This window comes from Vibrio sp. E150_018 (assembly GCF_053544035.1).
In genome coordinates, this window is record NZ_JBHGNY010000002.1 from 207,187 (window position 1) to 222,952 (window position 15,766).

Sequence of the window (15,766 nt, forward strand, 5' to 3'; positions counted from 1 at the left end):
ACTGGATTCTTAAGGATATGAGTAATAGCAGAGAGTGTATCCCAATATTTCTCGGCTATGAAAATAAAAATGAAAAACAAAAACGCCCACTATCTTATTCGGAGTAGTGGGTCGTGGGCGTTTGTTGTTTAACTTTTGGTTGTGCGATTAATAGGCTCTGACTTGATCATTTTTTACTTCTGTTACTTCAATACTATGTTGTTGTAGTTCATGATGGTGGCAATGTAAGCTGATTTTCGCTTTTTCATTATGTTGCCATACACGCTCGTGGAAGTAGAATACAACCGTATTAATACTTGGCTCTAACATCGCCATCAAACCACCGACAAACACATCACCTGTTAATAAGTAAACGACTAAGAACGCTACGCTAAAGTGCAACACAGCGAAGCTTGCGGTTTTACGACTCGGTTTTAACATTGCTAAACGGGCCCACTTTGGTTGCTGCCATGCTTTTTCATGGAAGTAGAAAGCAACTGTGTTCACCATTGGTTCAATCATTGCGATTAAACTACCTAAGATAATGTCACCGGTTAATACATAAGCAACGGTAAAAGCAACAGTGAAATGTAAGATAGCGAAAGTAAATGTCTTTTTCATAATGACTCCGAATAATGTCTTTGTTTTGTTGAGTACATTATTGCGAATAATTCTCATTACGTAAAGTAAGTTTGTGGTTATTTGTTTGATAGGTAAAAACTATTGATTTTATGTTTTTGCGTTGTTCGGTGTCTTATGTGAGTTTTTATGAAATGTAATCTTTTTTAATACTTATCTCTTTTTTTAATTTATTAACATTCTTTCCGGTTTAATTCACACACGTTAGCTCTGAAATGAAATAGATGAATATAGTAGTAAAAAGTCGTTGTACGTGTGATTTATCAAGCCGAAGCTCAAGATGAGAGTACATTGCATGACAATGATATTGTCGTAACCGTTGGAAGTGCATTACCAACATTTGCAACTTCGTTAGGAGTTAAAAAAGCAAATCATAGTACGGTGAAAAACCCCAATACGATGAATCTGTTTATCAATCAAATTATGACAATGCGCGGGGGAGAATAATCATGACATTGTATGGCAATATTTTAAAAGTTTTGGTGTTGAGTATAGTCTTTGGTTTTAGTTCTCAGCTTTTAGCGAGAGACTCAGTTCCTTTATTTTCCGGTAATGAATTGTTTGAAATCATTGATGCACCTTTTAAAAAAGGCGATCGTCAGACCGTGGTAGAATTTGAGGTTAATCGAGGGCAATCTTTTTTTGCTTCTGTCGTTATTCCTATCACTAACGTACATTTTGAATTGCTGGATTCAAACGGAAATAGTGTGCTCGATAGTCACCATGAATCGATTAAAATTAGTTATGGCGATGAAATTGAACCAGGGCTTCCTGGAGCAATGTATGAACTACCTCCATTGGAAGTTGGAAATAGAACGGGCACTTGGAAATTTATTATTCAATATGATGACGTGAATTATGATTCTATTATTGCACTTCAAGTATTTAAACGTTCTATCCTCAACGCCAAAGTGGCGATACTGAGTCATTTAGCTGTGGTTGGTGATTTTATGCTCCCAGCAATATTGGTGACAGCAAATGGTCAGCCTGTTTTAAATGCAGAGGTTCCTATCACTGTCACTTATCCTGATGGTCGTATGGATAAATTAGTGGGGTACGATGATGGCTCTGGCTTAGGCGCAGTGGCTGGAGATGGTGTTTATACAGCCCCAAATAGCATTCCTTACCAGCAAGTGGGAGAGCATATTGTTGAGAGTAAAGTAGTGGCTCACCGCTTGGGTTATCAATACCAAGCATATGCTGGAAAAAATATGGTAGTAACGGAGCAAGTGGCGACAGTAGATAGTGTCCAAGTTGTTATTCCTAATGATGTATGTGTGAATGATATTTTAGTCACTGTAAATGCAACTTTTCATCGAGAAGGAACGTTCGATTTATACGGTATGCTTAAAGGATCTTTTAGTGAACGGCATTTTGATATGAATATTGGTGACCGATTTCAAGTTGCCAAAGGTGAGAATGAATTTAAGTTAACAATATCTCGAGAGGAGTTATCCGATACATTTTCTGTTCCTGGCGAGAAATTAAGAAAATCAGATGGCCCATATATAATTCGCTCACTATTATTTTATGGCAACGGTATGGGTAAAAATAAAATGCTCAGACAATTAGGTAAGAGTAAACCTTACAAAAAAGAGCTATTTATACCAGCTGCGATTATTAATATTAGTGACAGAATAATAAAAAATACCTTTAAAAAAGGCTAACCTTTCGGTTAGCCTTTGAGAGTATTACTTAAATAATCCGCTTATAAAGCAGCAATAGTCGCTTTTTGCTCTTCTAGCTTAATCAAGGTTTCTTGGTAGCCTTCAAGCTTAGCGCGCTCGGCTGTCACAACGGCTTCTGGTGCTTTTGCGACAAAGCCTTGATTGTTTAGTTTACCTTCGATGCGTTTAATTTCACCTTGGGTTTTCGCGACTTCTTTATCAAGACGAGCCAGTTCCGCATCTTTATCAATCAGACCAGCCATTGGCACCATGATAGTTGATTTTCCTACCAGTGACGTTGCACATGCTGGTGTTTCTTCGCCTTCCGTTAATACTTTCACTTCTTCCAGTTTACCTAGAGAGCTTAATACCGCTAGGTTATCTTCAAGACGTTTAGCATCAACCGAATCGGCTTTTAGCATAATTGAAAGCGGGACGCTTGGCGCGATATCGTATTCTGCACGTAAGTTACGGATACAAGTGATGAATTGTTTTACCCACTCGATATCGTCTAGTGCTTTTTGATCGAAGTTGCTTTCATCAAATAGAGGCATGGCCTGAGTCATGATGGTGTCGCCTTCAACGCCAGGAACAAGCGGTTTTACGCTCTGCCAGATAGACTCTGTGATGTATGGGATCACAGGGTGCGCAAGGCGCAATGTTTTCTCTAGTACAGTAATGAGAGTACGACGAGTAGCACGTTGTTTTGCTTCAGTCCCTTTCCATAATACTGGCTTAGTCAGCTCTAAGTACCAGTCACAGAATTGGTTCCAGATAAACTCGTATAGCGTGTTAGCAGCCATATCTAGACGGAAGTTTTCGATATGCGCATTGAACTCTTTAGCGGCGATTTCGAATTGAGATTCAATCCATTTGTCGGCTAGAGAATATTCAAGCTCAGCACCTTCAGCAAAACCACAATCTTGCTCTTCTGTGTTCATCAATACGTAACGGCTTGCGTTCCATAGTTTGTTACAGAAGTTACGGTAACCTTCAAGACGTTTCATATCCCAGTTGATGTCACGGCCAGTTGAAGCCATGGCTGCTAGGGTGAAACGCAAGGCATCAGTACCATAAGGTTCGATACCGTTTTCAAAAGTTTTACGGGTGTTTTTCTCGATCTTCTTCGCAAGCTGAGGCTGCATCATGTTGCCGCAACGTTTTTCAACCAGAGATTCAAGATCAATACCGTCAATCATATCGATTGGGTCAAGTACGTTACCTTTTGACTTAGACATCTTATCGCCGTTTTCATCACGGATAAGGCCAGTCATGTAAACGGTTTTAAATGGTACTTGTGCTTTACCATCTTCATCTTTCACAAAGTGCATGGTCATCATGATCATACGTGCAACCCAGAAGAAGATGATGTCAAAACCAGACACCAATACATCGGTAGGGTGGAAAGTTGAAAGATCTTTGGTTTTTTCAGGCCAGCCCATCGTGCCGAACGTCCAAAGCGCTGAAGAGAACCAGGTATCTAATACGTCATCGTCTTGGCGTAGTACGATCACTGGATCGAGATTGTTTTTCTCACGCACTTCTTCTTCAGTACGACCGACATAAACGTTGCCGTTGTTGTCATACCAAGCTGGAATGCGATGACCCCACCAAAGTTGGCGAGAGATACACCAGTCTTGTACGTCACGCATCCACGCAAAGTACATGTTTTCATATTGCTTAGGTACGAATTGAATGTCGCCATCTTCTACCGCTTTCACAGCTGGAGCGGCTAAAGGAGCAGTGCGAACATACCATTGGTCAGTCAGCATTGGCTCGATAACTACGCCACCACGGTCACCGTAAGGAACCGTTAGGTCGTGATCTTTAACTTCTTCTAATAAGCCAAGTGAATCCATTTCTGCAACGAGTGCTTTACGTGCTGCGAAGCGCTCCATGCCTTGGTATTGAGCTGGAATGTCAGTGCTGTAAATGTCTGATGGTTCACCCGTGGTGGTGAAGACTTCAGCCGCATCACGGATATCAGCATTTAGGGTTAAAATGTTGATCATTGGAAGTTGGTGGCGTTTGCCCACTTCATAGTCATTGAAATCGTGCGCAGGGGTGATCTTCACACAACCTGTGCCTTTTTCCATATCGGCGTGTTCGTCACCAACGATTGGAATACGGCGATCAACGATAGGCAAGATGATTTCTTTGCCAATGATATCTTTGTAACGAGGATCTTCTGGGTTAACCGCAACACCCGTATCACCTAGTACCGTTTCAGGGCGAGTGGTTGCGACAACGATGTAGTCTTTACCTTCCGCGGTTAATGCACCATCGGCTAATGGGTAGCGGAAGTGCCACATGTGACCTTTTTTGTCTTTGTTTTCAACTTCAAGATCAGAAATCGCGGTGTGCAGTTTGGGATCCCAGTTTACTAGGCGTTTGCCGCGGTAAATGAGGTCATCTTCATAAAGACGGACGAAAACTTCACGGGTGGCATTAGATAGGCCATCATCCATAGTAAAGCGTTCACGTTCCCAATCAACTGATGCGCCAAGACGACGAAGCTGACGAGTGATGTTACCACCAGATTCAGCTTTCCAATCCCAGATCTTATCGATAAAGGCTTCACGACCGTAATCGTGTTTTGTTTTGCCTTCTTCTGCTGCGATCTTACGCTCAACCACCATTTGAGTCGCAATACCAGCATGGTCGGTACCGACTTGCCAAAGGGTGTTTTTGCCTTTCATACGCTCACAACGGATCAAAGTATCCATGATGGTATCTTGGAAGGCGTGGCCCATGTGAAGACTACCGGTGACGTTCGGCGGTGGAATGACAATGCTGTAGGCTTGCTTTGAAGTATCACCATGAGGCTTAAAGTAACCAGCCTCTTCCCAACGCTGGTATAGCGCTTGTTCAATTGATGTTGGGTTATATGTCTTTTCCATAGTCTTCTTTTATCGATACGTTGAGCGTGAAAAATAATGTTTTTCGAGCCTAGAGCGCTGCGCTTTTTCGTTGCTAGGGCGCTTCGCTGCTCGATTTATTCGTTACTCGATTTACGTGCTTTGCTTTTCCGAGCTACGAGTAACGTTTTTAATGTTAATTGTCTGCATTTCAAAGCCAGCTTGTCGGTAGATTTTATACCTTTCTCGAGCTTGTTGCTTTGGTTTTTCTTCGCAAGGAACGAAGTCTACCACTTGTCTAAAGGTCTGAGCAAAAATTGTATTATCATTCGCCATATTGATAACTAACTGGCGGTTGCGATGTGGCTTTACTTGGCTAAAACCAATTTCAATTGAGGTACCATATTGTGGTCCTTCCCCAGATAAGTTATGCGGTTGAAATTGTTCAGGTTCTTTTTGCCAGAACGCTTCATCTATGGCTTCTGCTTGGCTTTGATCTTGTGCATTGATGTACACTTTTGCTCCTTGAGAAGCAAAATGGCTGGCTAAATACACTACATAGTCAATATGGCCAGTAGTGGTATCTTGCAAGCTGTTTGGTTCAATGATGTAAAAAGTTGCAATAGCCATACGCAGATTTTGTGTTCACCAAAATGAAAGGGGACCGTAAAGGCCCCCATTTTATACGATTAGCTCATCAAAGAGATAAGAATTATTCTTCTATGATTTGCGAGCCTGATGCACGATTGACTAAGAATTGTACTAGTAACGGTACTGGACGGCCTGTTGAGCCTTTTTGTGCGCCTGATTTCCAAGCTGTGCCTGCAATATCAAGGTGTGCCCAATTGTATTTCTTAGTAAAGCGAGATAAGAAACAGCCTGCGGTGATTGTACCACCTGGGCGACCGCCGATGTTTGCCATATCAGCAAATGGACTATTGAGTTGTTCTTGGTACTCATCAGACATAGGTAGACGCCATGCGCGGTCACCTGCTTGCTCTGATGCGTTGACAATCTCATGTGATAGCGGGTTATGGTTGGCAATCACACCACTGATGTGATGACCTAGTGCAATCACACAAGCGCCTGTTAAGGTTGCTACATCAATGACACAATCAGGATCGAAACGCTCGACATAAGTTAGAGCATCACAAAGTACTAAACGACCTTCTGCATCGGTATTTAATACTTCAACCGTTTGGCCTGACATTGTTGTTAAAATATCACCTGGGCGGTAAGCGTTGCTACCTGGCATATTTTCACAGCCCGCTAACACACCAACCACGTTAATTGGTAAGTTTAATTTCGCGAGTGCTTTCATGGTACCAAAGACAGAGGCTGCGCCACACATATCGTATTTCATTTCATCCATGCCTTCGCCTGGCTTTAATGAAATACCGCCCGAATCAAAAGTTAAACCTTTACCCACAAGCACAATTGGTTTGGCTTCTGGATCTGGGTTACCTTTATAGTTGATGATGGACATCATAGATTCATTGCGCGAACCACGACCTACCGCTAGGTAAGAGTGCATTCCGAGTTTTTCCATCTCTTCTTCACCAATGATTTTGGTTGTGATGGTTTCGAAATCATCGGCTAGGCGACGTGCTTGGGAAGCAAGATAAGCAGGGTTTGCAACATTTGGTGGCATATTGCCAAGATCTTTCGATGCTTTCACACCTGATGAAACCGCTAAACCATGAGCAATCGCTTTTTCGCCTAGGTTCAGCTCTCGACGAGTTGGTACGTTAAATACTAATTTACGTAGAGGGCGGCGAGTTTCTGGCTTGTTGCTCTTAAATTGATTAAATGTGTAAAGGCTATCTTTTGTTGATTCAATTGCTTGACGAACTTTCCAATAAGTATCACGCCCTTTGACATGTAGCTCTGTTAAGAAGCATACTGCTTCCATTGAGCCGGTGTCGTTCAAGGTACTAATGGTTTTTTGGATAATATCTTTGTATTGACGTTCGCCTAGTTCACGTTCTTTACCGCAACCAACAAGTAGAACACGTTCAGATAACATGCCCGGTACTTGGTGCAATAGCAGCATTTGACCTGGTTTACCTTCGAGGTCACCTCGACGTAATAATGAACTAATATAGCCGTCGCTGATTTTATCTAGTTGCTCGGCGACAGGAGAAAGGCGACGTGGCTCAAACACTCCAACGACTATACAAGCGCTGCGTTGTTTTTCTGGGCTGCCACTTTTTACACTGAACTCCATGCGTACTCCTACATCCTAAAGACAAATAGAACTAAATGTTGGATAATGCTTATTCTTCGTTGCCATTGGGCAAACTGTTCTAGAATTAAGCGACACAAGATTTAGTTAGAAATAGTAAATCGAGTGTTTTTGAAAATTCACTCGATATTTAAAGATTAATATAGTTAAAAAACATTAAAAATAATAGACTCATCGGAAAACTATAGTGATTCCGTCAAAAAAACAAGTTTTGTATAGGTAATGCTGCGTGATTATTGTTAGATATTTGATCCGCGAGACACTCAAAAGCCAGTTCGCCGTCTTCTTTGTGCTTTTTCTCGTGTTTTTGAGCCAAAAATTTATCAGTGTGTTAGCTGATGCATCTGATGGGGACATTCCCGCCAGTATGATTATGTCTATTGTTGGTCTTAATATGCCAGCAATGGGATTATTAATGCTTCCATTGAGTTTATATGTTGGCATCTTGCTGACTTTTGGTCGCCTGTACGCTGAAAGTGAAATCACGGTAATGAATGCCACCGGGATTGGTAATAAATTTTTAGTGCATGCCGCTTTATATCTTGCCGTGATCACTGGTGTCATTGCTGGCTTTAATTCTTTATATCTTTCGCCTTGGAGTCAGGAAAAAGTAACCCAACTTCTTGAACAAGTTACCGCAACCAGTAGTATTGATTTACTTAAAAAAGGTCAGTTCCAACCTGCGCCAGATGGTAGTGCTGTGGTTTTTATTGATGATATTAAAGATAAACAACTGACCAATGTGTTTGTCGCTCAAGCACAACCAAGAGATTCGATTCGTCCAAGTGTGATGTTTGCTAACTCTGGTGTGGTGCAAGAATTTCCTGATGGTCGTCAAATGTTGACCCTAAAAGATGGGGTTCGTTATGAAGGCATTCCTAATTCTTTAGACTACCGTAATACCGATTATGACGAATACTCAGCGTTAATTGGTCAGCGTGATGTGCAAACGAAAAAGCGTAAGTGGGAAGCCATTCCAACGAAAGATCTTATCGGCATCAGTGACCTAGAAGCAAAATCCGAACTGCAATGGCGTTTAACTTTGATTGTTTGTATTCCATTGCTTACTTTAGTTGTGGTGCCTTTATCGGCGGTTAACCCTAGACAGGGGCGTTTCGCCAAACTAGGTCCTGCTGTATTGATTTATTTAGCTTACTTCTTAGCAATCAGTGCAATGAAATCGGCCATTGAAGATGGCACTGTGCCGCCAGCATTAGGAATGTGGTCGATAAATGCTTGTTTGTTGATTGCCGGGATTATTCTCAATAGTTTAGATAGCTTATTTGTACGTGGACTCAGAGATAAATTGAGAAGAAGGAAGTTGAGCCGTGTTTAAAATTCTTGATTGGTATATTGGCCGAACCATTATTGCCACTTCTTCTTTGTGTCTCGCGACCTTGGTCGGTTTGTCTGCCATTATTAAATACGTTGAGCAGTTACGTAAAGTCGGTCGAGGAACTTACGACTTAATGGAAGCTTTGTACTTTGTGGTATTAAGTATTCCTCGTGATATCGAAATGTTCTTCCCAATGGCAGCCTTACTTGGTGCCTTGATTGGTTTAGGTATGCTAGCCGCCAGTTCTGAACTTGTGGTAATGCAGGCCTCAGGTTTCTCGAAGCTGAATATTGGTGTTTCAGTATTGAAAACCGCAGTGCCTTTAATGCTAATGGTGATGATTCTTGGTGAATGGGGCTCGCCACAAGCACAAAAGCTAGCGCGAGATTCACGTGCCATGGCGATTGCCGGTGGTGACATTGTTTCGGTTCGAGATGGTGTTTGGGCGCGTGATGGTAATAACTTTATCTATATCGGCCGAGTGAATGGCGAAGATGAGTTGAAAGGTGTGACTATCTGGCAGTTTGATCAAAAGAAAAAACTCAATGATATTCTGGTATCGCAAACCGTTCGATACGAAGATGATAACCGTTGGATGATGAAAGATGTTCAAATTACAAAGATGAAAAATGATGTTCAGCTTAGTAAAGTGAAAGAGCCTAATTATGAATGGCACACGACATTAACACCGGACAAGCTAGCAGTAGTCACGGTTAAGCCAGAAGAATTATCGTTAACCGGTTTATATAGTTATGTGACCTATTTGAGAGATTCAGAGCAAGATCCATCTCGCTATGAATTAGCTTTTTGGCGTAAAGTCTTCCAGCCATTATCCATCGCTGTGATGATGTTGATGGCGCTATCGTTTGTCTTTGGTCCGCTTCGTAGTGTGACCATGGGGGCGAGAATTTTATCAGGTGTTATCGCAGGCTTTACTTTCTACATTTCCAGCGAAGTATTTGGCCCGATGAGCTTGGTATATGGCATACCTCCGGTAATTGGCGCACTCGCTCCTAGTGTGATCTTTTTAGCGGTCGCCGTGATGCTGATGAAGCGGAAAGCCTAGCAGTGAAATAGTTATAATTAATTTGATTGGTATTAAAATAAACAAGGGATGCCAAGTGCATCCCTTTTTAATGTTGTTCAAATAGAGAGTTGAATTTAAACTGCCTTTGGTAGATGAACTACTTGGCATTTTGACCACATATCCTGCAAAGCTCTTTTTTCAGAATCAAATAACACCGTGATATTACCCAACCCAAATAGAGATGTAGCCGCTCGGATTAAAGATTGAGCGAAACGAATGTTACTACCATCTTCATTCTGTACTCTTAACTTCCAAGCTCGCATGCCGAGAGTCTGTCCTTTCATCCAGAAGAAGCTTAAAAAGCCTACCCAGACAAACACCACATAACCATGAAATAAAATACTCCAAACAGGGTGATGATTGAGTAAATCACTAGCATCAATATAAGAGCCGTAGTTGATGATACCTTGAGATAAAAGGGCCTCCATGGTGGCGATCACAATACCTACCGCGATCATTTCCACCGCAATAATAATCAGAGCATCATAAAAAATTGCCGCCAAACGACGTAAAAAACCAGCAGGCTTAGTGTGTACTTGAGAATTCATAAGCGATCTAATTTATAAAAGGTGTCAGCAGAATAGCCATTTGTATGGGACATTTAAAGTTGAAACTTGTATCTAATTAGTATTAATGGTGAAAATATCAGCGATTAAACCATTTTGAAAATTTAACACTTGCGCCGGTGCCTTCCATACGTATAATTCCAATCACTCCTTAGCGTTATAAGCTAATTGAGTGACAATTTGGCGGTGTGGTGAAATTGGTATACACGACGGATTCAAAATCCGTTGCCTTCGGGCGTGGCGGTTCAAGTCCGCCCACCGCTACCAAATTTAAAGAAAGGCGTTCAAGCAATTGAGCGCCTTTTTGGCATCTGACATCTAGCGAGTTTCTTTTCTCCCTTTCCTTAATCCATACTGAGCGACTTCATTTTTTGAAGTGGTGACCTTGGTCGATAGATTTTCATTCTCATTGAGCGCATTATGAAGCCGTCTTACTGATTTAATTTCAGCTAAACTGAATATGTTAAAAACAAAAAAGGGATGAATATGAAGCAATTAAAAAATCAAACACTCCTTGCCTCGGTGTTAACGGATGGCAAAGGACAGCAAGTATTCAATCCATTCGATAATAGTTTGCTCGCTATCGTGCCAGTTTCTTGCCAGGCGAGAATTGAGCGTGATGTTGTTGATATGGAAGCCGGGCAAGAAATCTGGCAGAAAACACCGGTTGCTGAACGCTGCCAGCTCATGAAGAAATGGCATCAATTGATTTTACAAAATGAAGATGATCTTGCCATGCTTATCACTTTAGAAGGTGGTAAGCCATTAAAAGAGGCGTTAGGTGAGGTGCGTTACGGAGCCTCTTTTATTGAATGGTTTGCTGAAGAAGGGCGTCGAGCTTACGGTAATACCATTCCATCGGCGAGTAATGACAAAACCATTTTAACGGTAAAACAAGCGATTGGTGTGGCGGCGGCAATTACACCTTGGAACTTCCCATTAGCCATGATCACCCGTAAAGCCGCACCGGCACTTGCCGCGGGTTGTAGCTTTATCTGTAAACCGTCTGAATCAACGCCTCTGACGGCATTTGCGGTAACTGAGTTGGCATACCAAGCCGGTATTCCTAAAGACGTTCTACGCATGGTTGTGGGCGAAAATGCGCATGATGTAGGGGAGGTGTTTACCTATCATCCTTCTGTTCGAAAATTTTCGTTCACTGGCTCGACTCTCGTGGGGCGTAAATTACAAATGCAGTGTGCTTCAACCATTAAGCGTACCTCAATGGAACTCGGTGGCAATGCGCCATTTATCGTGTTCGATGATGCGGATATTGATAGTGCGGTTAAAGGGGCGATTGCCAGTAAGTTCCGTAATGCAGGGCAAACGTGTGTGTGTGCTAATCGCTTTTATGTACAAGATGCGGTTTATGATGAATTTATTGAAAAGCTGGTGGTGGAAGTCGATAAACTTAAAGTCGGCAACGGGCTTGATGAGTCAACCGATATTGGTCCGCTTATTTCAAAAGAGGCGAAGCAAAGAGTTTCTGATTTGATTGAAGAAGCGAAAGGCCGCGGAGCAAGACAAGTAAATAAAAAGCAATCGTTAGAAGGTAATTTTATAGCACCAACGGTATTGGTGGATGTTGAGCACGATAGACCATTAGTTCAAGGGGAGATTTTTGGCCCAGTATTACCGATCATTCGTTTTTCTGAAGAGAATAAAATGATTGCGATGGCCAATGACACTATCTACGGATTAGCCGCTTATTTTTATAGCCAAGACATGAACCGCATTTGGCGCGTTGCGCATAATCTAGAGTACGGCATGGTAGGAGTCAATGAAGGTATTATTTCGACGGAAGTTGCGCCGTTTGGTGGCATGAAGCAATCGGGTAATGGCCGAGAAGGGGCTAAAGAAGGTTTGGAAGAATACTTAGAGACGAAATACGTGTGTATTGGTGGGTTAGATCGATAATGAAGTAGGGAGAAGGTTTCTAGTTCCTAGTTTCTAGGAAGAGCGCTACTTCTTCTCAGCTCTCGAGAGTAGCGCCCCCGAACCCCGGATCACGCTTTTCGTTTTCCGAGTTCTAGAAACGAAAAAAAACCTCATCATCTGATGAGGTTTTTTAAAGTGGCTCCCCTTGCAAGACTTGAACTTGCGACATACGGATTAACAGTCCGCCGTTCTACCAACTGAACTAAAGGGGAATTATTCTTTTTTCATTTCTAGTGATTAAGCTAGAAAATGGTGCCGACTACCGGAATCGAACTGGTGACCTACTGATTACAAGTCAGTTGCTCTACCTACTGAGCTAAGTCGGCGCACTTTGTTTTTGCTTCTAATTATTTGAATGCTTGATTCAAACAATTTTAAATTGGCTCCCCTTGCAAGACTTGAACTTGCGACATACGGATTAACAGTCCGCCGTTCTACCAACTGAACTAAAGGGGAATTATTCTTTTTTCATTTCTAGTGGTTAAGCTAGAAAAATGGTGCCGACTACCGGAATCGAACTGGTGACCTACTGATTACAAGTCAGTTGCTCTACCTACTGAGCTAAGTCGGCACACTGTATTTTTCAATTTGACGTCTGCTTTATCAAGACACCAAACTATAAATAGTGGTGCCCGGAGGCGGAATCGAACCACCGACACGAGGATTTTCAATCCTCTGCTCTACCGACTGAGCTATCCGGGCAACGGAGGGTATTAAACGGTTTTTCGTGACTAACGTCAACAGTAAAATATAAAAAAATGTTCGTTTGAGTAATTTATAGTCGCCATTGCGTGTTTCTCCACACAATAGGCCGTTTTTTTCTCAAATTTTGCTGGTTATTTGTGGGGAATTACTGACGTGAAAGTGAATGAGAATAAGAGTAGCTTGGGTATAAGTTTAACTTGAGTTCAATTCATCGTGCTGAATGCCGAAAATATAAACTAAGTGAATCATTATCATCGAATACATAATAGAAAGGAGAGGTAGTGATTAAACGACCTCTCCTTTTGGCGTTACATGTTACCTGATGGGATTAAATATTATATTTTAGCCCACGGTCCACCAGAGGTCGGTTCATCGCCTTGTGTCCACCACTGTGCTTTATAAGAAGCGCCTTGGTAGTTTACCGTATCACCGGATGTATAGACTTTATCGGCTTGCCACTTAGAATCATCACTTGCGGCCGATTGCCAAGCACTTGAGGTGTCTGGCTGGTCACCTTGAGTCCACCATTTAGCGGTATAGCTCACGCCGTTGTATAGCACGACATCACCGCTGTTGTAGGCAATTGCACTATCCCAGGTCGTTTCTCCATTGTTATTACCATTATCTTCTAATGGGGTTACGGTAATGGATACAGTTGATTGGCTGGTGGTGATAGGATCACCAACCGATACCACGATGCTTTCATTGAGAGTAGTTGTCGTTTCGGGTGCTTGATAATTGACGGTAATGCTAGTGTCACTTTGAGTGATGATATTACCTTTATCGACACTGAATATCAGTGGATCATTATCGGCATCGGTTGCTGAAATCTCAAACACTAGGCTTTTTCCGCTTTGTACGCTTAAATTGCTTGGAGCGGTAATAACCGGAGCTTGATTACCCGTTTTGATTTCTAGTTGATAGCTATAATTAGAGTCAGTGACATAAACCAAATTGCTATACAAATCTTGACTTTGATACTGAATAGTTTGTGAAGCGGAGTCTTTCAGGCCAATTTGTACTGTTTGTGGGTATTTTTGATTCACGATTGTTGCTAAGGATTCTGCCCACACACTTTCCGCATCATTATCAATTGGGAACTTTTCAAACACGATCTCTTGACCATTTTCATCAAAGATACGTAGCCAAGCAGTATTACCAGTATTTGCGTCACTGCTTGAGGCTAAGTAGTTACCGCTACTGGTCCATTTATCGAGTGGGTTATTTGGATCGACTCCATCATCGTTGCTGGTAAATGAAATGTCACTACAGTTATAAAAACCTTCTCCAGCCGGATCTTGACGCTGCCAGCGAGTATATAAAATAGCATCGCCAGTACGATCTGTTGGTAGTGTAACTTCCATTTGATAGTACTTTTTGCCATTTAATTCAACGGTTGCCAAGTTGCCAAATTCCGCGATTAAATCTAAATCACTCCAAGCCAGCGGCATGGTTGCAGAATCATAACTTGGTTTGGTTAAGTAGACTTTCCAGAAGCTTGGGTTATGCGGCGTGTTGGCGCGATATTGCAGGGTGACCTTACCATTGTTGGTTAAATCAAGTTTGGTCTTTTGCCAATCAGGTGAAGGTAGGTCGATACCATGTTTAGCGTTATCGCCTGCAGAGCATAATTCTCCATTGGGAATCGTTGCTTCGACGGCAGCCTGGTTATTGTAGTTAGAAACTAAAGTGGAAAACTCTGGCTTTTGCACAAATGGCGTCCAGCCTGACTCTAAAAATGTGGCACGACAAGCGGCGTTAGGAATAGTACTACCATCGGTTGAATCCCAGTAACCACCATCCATATCACAGATTTGCTGCCTTGCTGGTGGGTAGTCTAGATAACCATGCGCTTGTATATGAGTTGAAAGTAAAGTTAAGCCAATGACGCTCGTGGATAAGCATAATTTGCTTCGAAAAAGTGAATGATTCATACACACCTCCATTTGTTGTTGAATGGCATGGAGTGTGGTGGGGGAGCAGAAAAAGGCAGAATAGAAAATTGTTAGTTTGAACACTCTATCGAAGAAATTTATCTCAAGTTTCACTTGTCGAAGTAAAATTGAATAGTCGCTTTGAAAGTGAAGCTAATTGACATAAAGATTACATAAATTGAAAAAAGCCAGCTAAGAAGAGAAAGTGTGGTGGGGCGAAGTTATGATAAAAGATGTTATTAAAGGCGAAAAAAAACCTCATCATCTGATGAGGTTTTTTTAAAGTGGCTCCCCTTGCAAGACTTGAACTTGCGACATACGGATTAACAGTCCGCCGTTCTACCAACTGAACTAAAGGGGAATTATTCTTTTAACACTAATTGATGCAATCAGTCGTTAACTAAATAATGGTGCCTCGAGGCGGAATCGAACCACCGACACGAGGATTTTCAATCCTCTGCTCTACCGACTGAGCTATCGAGGCAATAAATGGTGCCGACTACCGGAATCGAACTGGTGACCTACTGATTACAAGTCAGTTGCTCTACCTACTGAGCTAAGTCGGCACACTATATTTATTGCTTGTCCGTGCATGTAACCATGACACCAACAATTTAATTGTGGTGCCCGGAGGCGGAATCGAACCACCGACACGAGGATTTTCAATCCTCTGCTCTACCGACTGAGCTATCCGGGCAACGGAGCGCTATTAAACGGATTTTCTGCTTCACCGTCAACTTGTTTTTGTAAAAAACTCGAAAAAAAGGTTTGTTTGCTGTCAATTTAAGCAAAAAAGTGTGATTTGCTGTTTT

Annotated in this window: 11 protein-coding genes and 10 tRNA genes; 6 read left to right on the top strand and 15 right to left on the bottom strand. The window is 42.0% G+C overall.

Annotation, left to right across the window (positions count from 1 at the left end):
* Positions 1-147 precede the first annotated feature (147 nt).
* On the bottom strand, positions 148-600 hold the full coding sequence (locus ACE3G9_RS03605; RefSeq protein ID WP_417880111.1) for a DUF2061 domain-containing protein: 453 nt from the start codon (positions 598-600) through the stop codon (positions 148-150).
* Between the two features lie 273 nt (positions 601-873).
* Between ACE3G9_RS03605 and ACE3G9_RS03610 the strand changes: the two genes are divergently transcribed.
* Both ACE3G9_RS03610 and ACE3G9_RS03615 read left to right on the top strand, forming a co-directional pair.
* A complete protein-coding gene (locus ACE3G9_RS03610; RefSeq protein WP_417880112.1) occupies positions 874-1,065 on the top strand; it encodes a hypothetical protein in 192 nt (63 codons plus the stop codon).
* Between the two features lie 2 nt (positions 1,066-1,067).
* Entirely contained in the window at positions 1,068-2,285 is a 1,218-nt protein-coding gene (locus ACE3G9_RS03615; RefSeq protein ID WP_449218497.1) for a hypothetical protein, read from the top strand.
* 41 nt (positions 2,286-2,326) lie between these two features.
* Here ACE3G9_RS03615 and ACE3G9_RS03620 read toward each other — a convergent pair whose 3' ends face one another.
* The 3 genes from ACE3G9_RS03620 to pepA form a co-directional block, all read right to left on the bottom strand.
* Positions 2,327-5,185, bottom strand: a complete 2,859-nt coding sequence (locus ACE3G9_RS03620) for a valine--tRNA ligase (RefSeq protein ID WP_449218498.1) — start codon at positions 5,183-5,185, stop codon at positions 2,327-2,329.
* A gap of 111 nt (positions 5,186-5,296) precedes the next feature.
* Positions 5,297-5,773, bottom strand: a complete 477-nt coding sequence (locus tag ACE3G9_RS03625) for a DNA polymerase III subunit chi (protein WP_417880116.1) — start codon at positions 5,771-5,773, stop codon at positions 5,297-5,299.
* An 82-nt stretch (positions 5,774-5,855) separates the two neighbouring features.
* On the bottom strand, positions 5,856-7,370 hold the full coding sequence (gene pepA, locus ACE3G9_RS03630) for a leucyl aminopeptidase (RefSeq protein ID WP_417880117.1): 1,515 nt from the start codon (positions 7,368-7,370) through the stop codon (positions 5,856-5,858).
* Positions 7,371-7,617: 247 nt separating this feature from the next.
* On the opposite strand from pepA, the gene lptF reads away from it, so the two are divergent.
* Together lptF and lptG are read left to right on the top strand one after the other, a co-directional pair.
* Positions 7,618-8,724, top strand: a complete 1,107-nt coding sequence (lptF, locus tag ACE3G9_RS03635) for an LPS export ABC transporter permease LptF (protein WP_417880118.1) — start codon at positions 7,618-7,620, stop codon at positions 8,722-8,724.
* Complete coding sequence (gene lptG / locus ACE3G9_RS03640) at positions 8,717-9,790, top strand: LPS export ABC transporter permease LptG (RefSeq protein ID WP_449218499.1); 1,074 nt, start codon at positions 8,717-8,719, stop codon at positions 9,788-9,790. The genes lptF and lptG overlap by 8 nt, the downstream gene beginning before the upstream one ends.
* A gap of 95 nt (positions 9,791-9,885) precedes the next feature.
* Here the strand turns inward: lptG and ACE3G9_RS03645 are convergent, their stop codons facing one another.
* Positions 9,886-10,359 (bottom strand): RDD family protein, encoded by a 474-nt coding sequence (locus tag ACE3G9_RS03645; protein WP_417880120.1) that lies wholly within the window; start codon positions 10,357-10,359, stop codon positions 9,886-9,888.
* A 200-nt stretch (positions 10,360-10,559) separates the two neighbouring features.
* Between ACE3G9_RS03645 and ACE3G9_RS03650 the strand changes: the two genes are divergently transcribed.
* A tRNA-Leu gene (locus ACE3G9_RS03650) sits at positions 10,560-10,644 on the top strand.
* Positions 10,645-10,863: 219 nt separating this feature from the next.
* Positions 10,864-12,294: an NAD-dependent succinate-semialdehyde dehydrogenase gene (locus ACE3G9_RS03655; protein ID WP_449218500.1), complete on the top strand. Its 1,431-nt coding sequence runs from the start codon at positions 10,864-10,866 to the stop codon at positions 12,292-12,294.
* 157 nt (positions 12,295-12,451) lie between these two features.
* On the opposite strand, the gene ACE3G9_RS03660 is transcribed toward ACE3G9_RS03655, so the two are convergent.
* The 10 genes from ACE3G9_RS03660 to ACE3G9_RS03705 all read right to left on the bottom strand — a co-directional run bounded on the left by ACE3G9_RS03660 (position 12,452) and on the right by ACE3G9_RS03705 (position 15,651).
* Positions 12,452-12,527: transfer RNA gene (locus ACE3G9_RS03660), tRNA-Asn, on the bottom strand.
* Between the two features lie 38 nt (positions 12,528-12,565).
* Positions 12,566-12,641: transfer RNA gene (locus ACE3G9_RS03665), tRNA-Thr, on the bottom strand.
* A 54-nt stretch (positions 12,642-12,695) separates the two neighbouring features.
* Positions 12,696-12,771, bottom strand: a tRNA-Asn gene (locus ACE3G9_RS03670).
* 39 nt (positions 12,772-12,810) lie between these two features.
* Positions 12,811-12,886, bottom strand: a tRNA-Thr gene (locus ACE3G9_RS03675).
* A 55-nt stretch (positions 12,887-12,941) separates the two neighbouring features.
* A tRNA-Phe gene (locus tag ACE3G9_RS03680) sits at positions 12,942-13,017 on the bottom strand.
* Positions 13,018-13,355: 338 nt separating this feature from the next.
* The gene (locus ACE3G9_RS03685) at positions 13,356-14,954 is read right to left on the bottom strand and encodes a lytic polysaccharide monooxygenase (RefSeq protein ID WP_449218501.1); all 1,599 of its coding nucleotides are present in this window, start codon (positions 14,952-14,954) and stop codon (positions 13,356-13,358) included.
* A 285-nt stretch (positions 14,955-15,239) separates the two neighbouring features.
* Positions 15,240-15,315 (bottom strand) — tRNA-Asn (locus tag ACE3G9_RS03690).
* Positions 15,316-15,362: 47 nt separating this feature from the next.
* Positions 15,363-15,438 (bottom strand) — tRNA-Phe (locus tag ACE3G9_RS03695).
* A 6-nt stretch (positions 15,439-15,444) separates the two neighbouring features.
* Positions 15,445-15,520: transfer RNA gene (locus ACE3G9_RS03700), tRNA-Thr, on the bottom strand.
* A gap of 55 nt (positions 15,521-15,575) precedes the next feature.
* Positions 15,576-15,651: transfer RNA gene (locus ACE3G9_RS03705), tRNA-Phe, on the bottom strand.
* Positions 15,652-15,766: the final 115 nt, after the last annotated feature.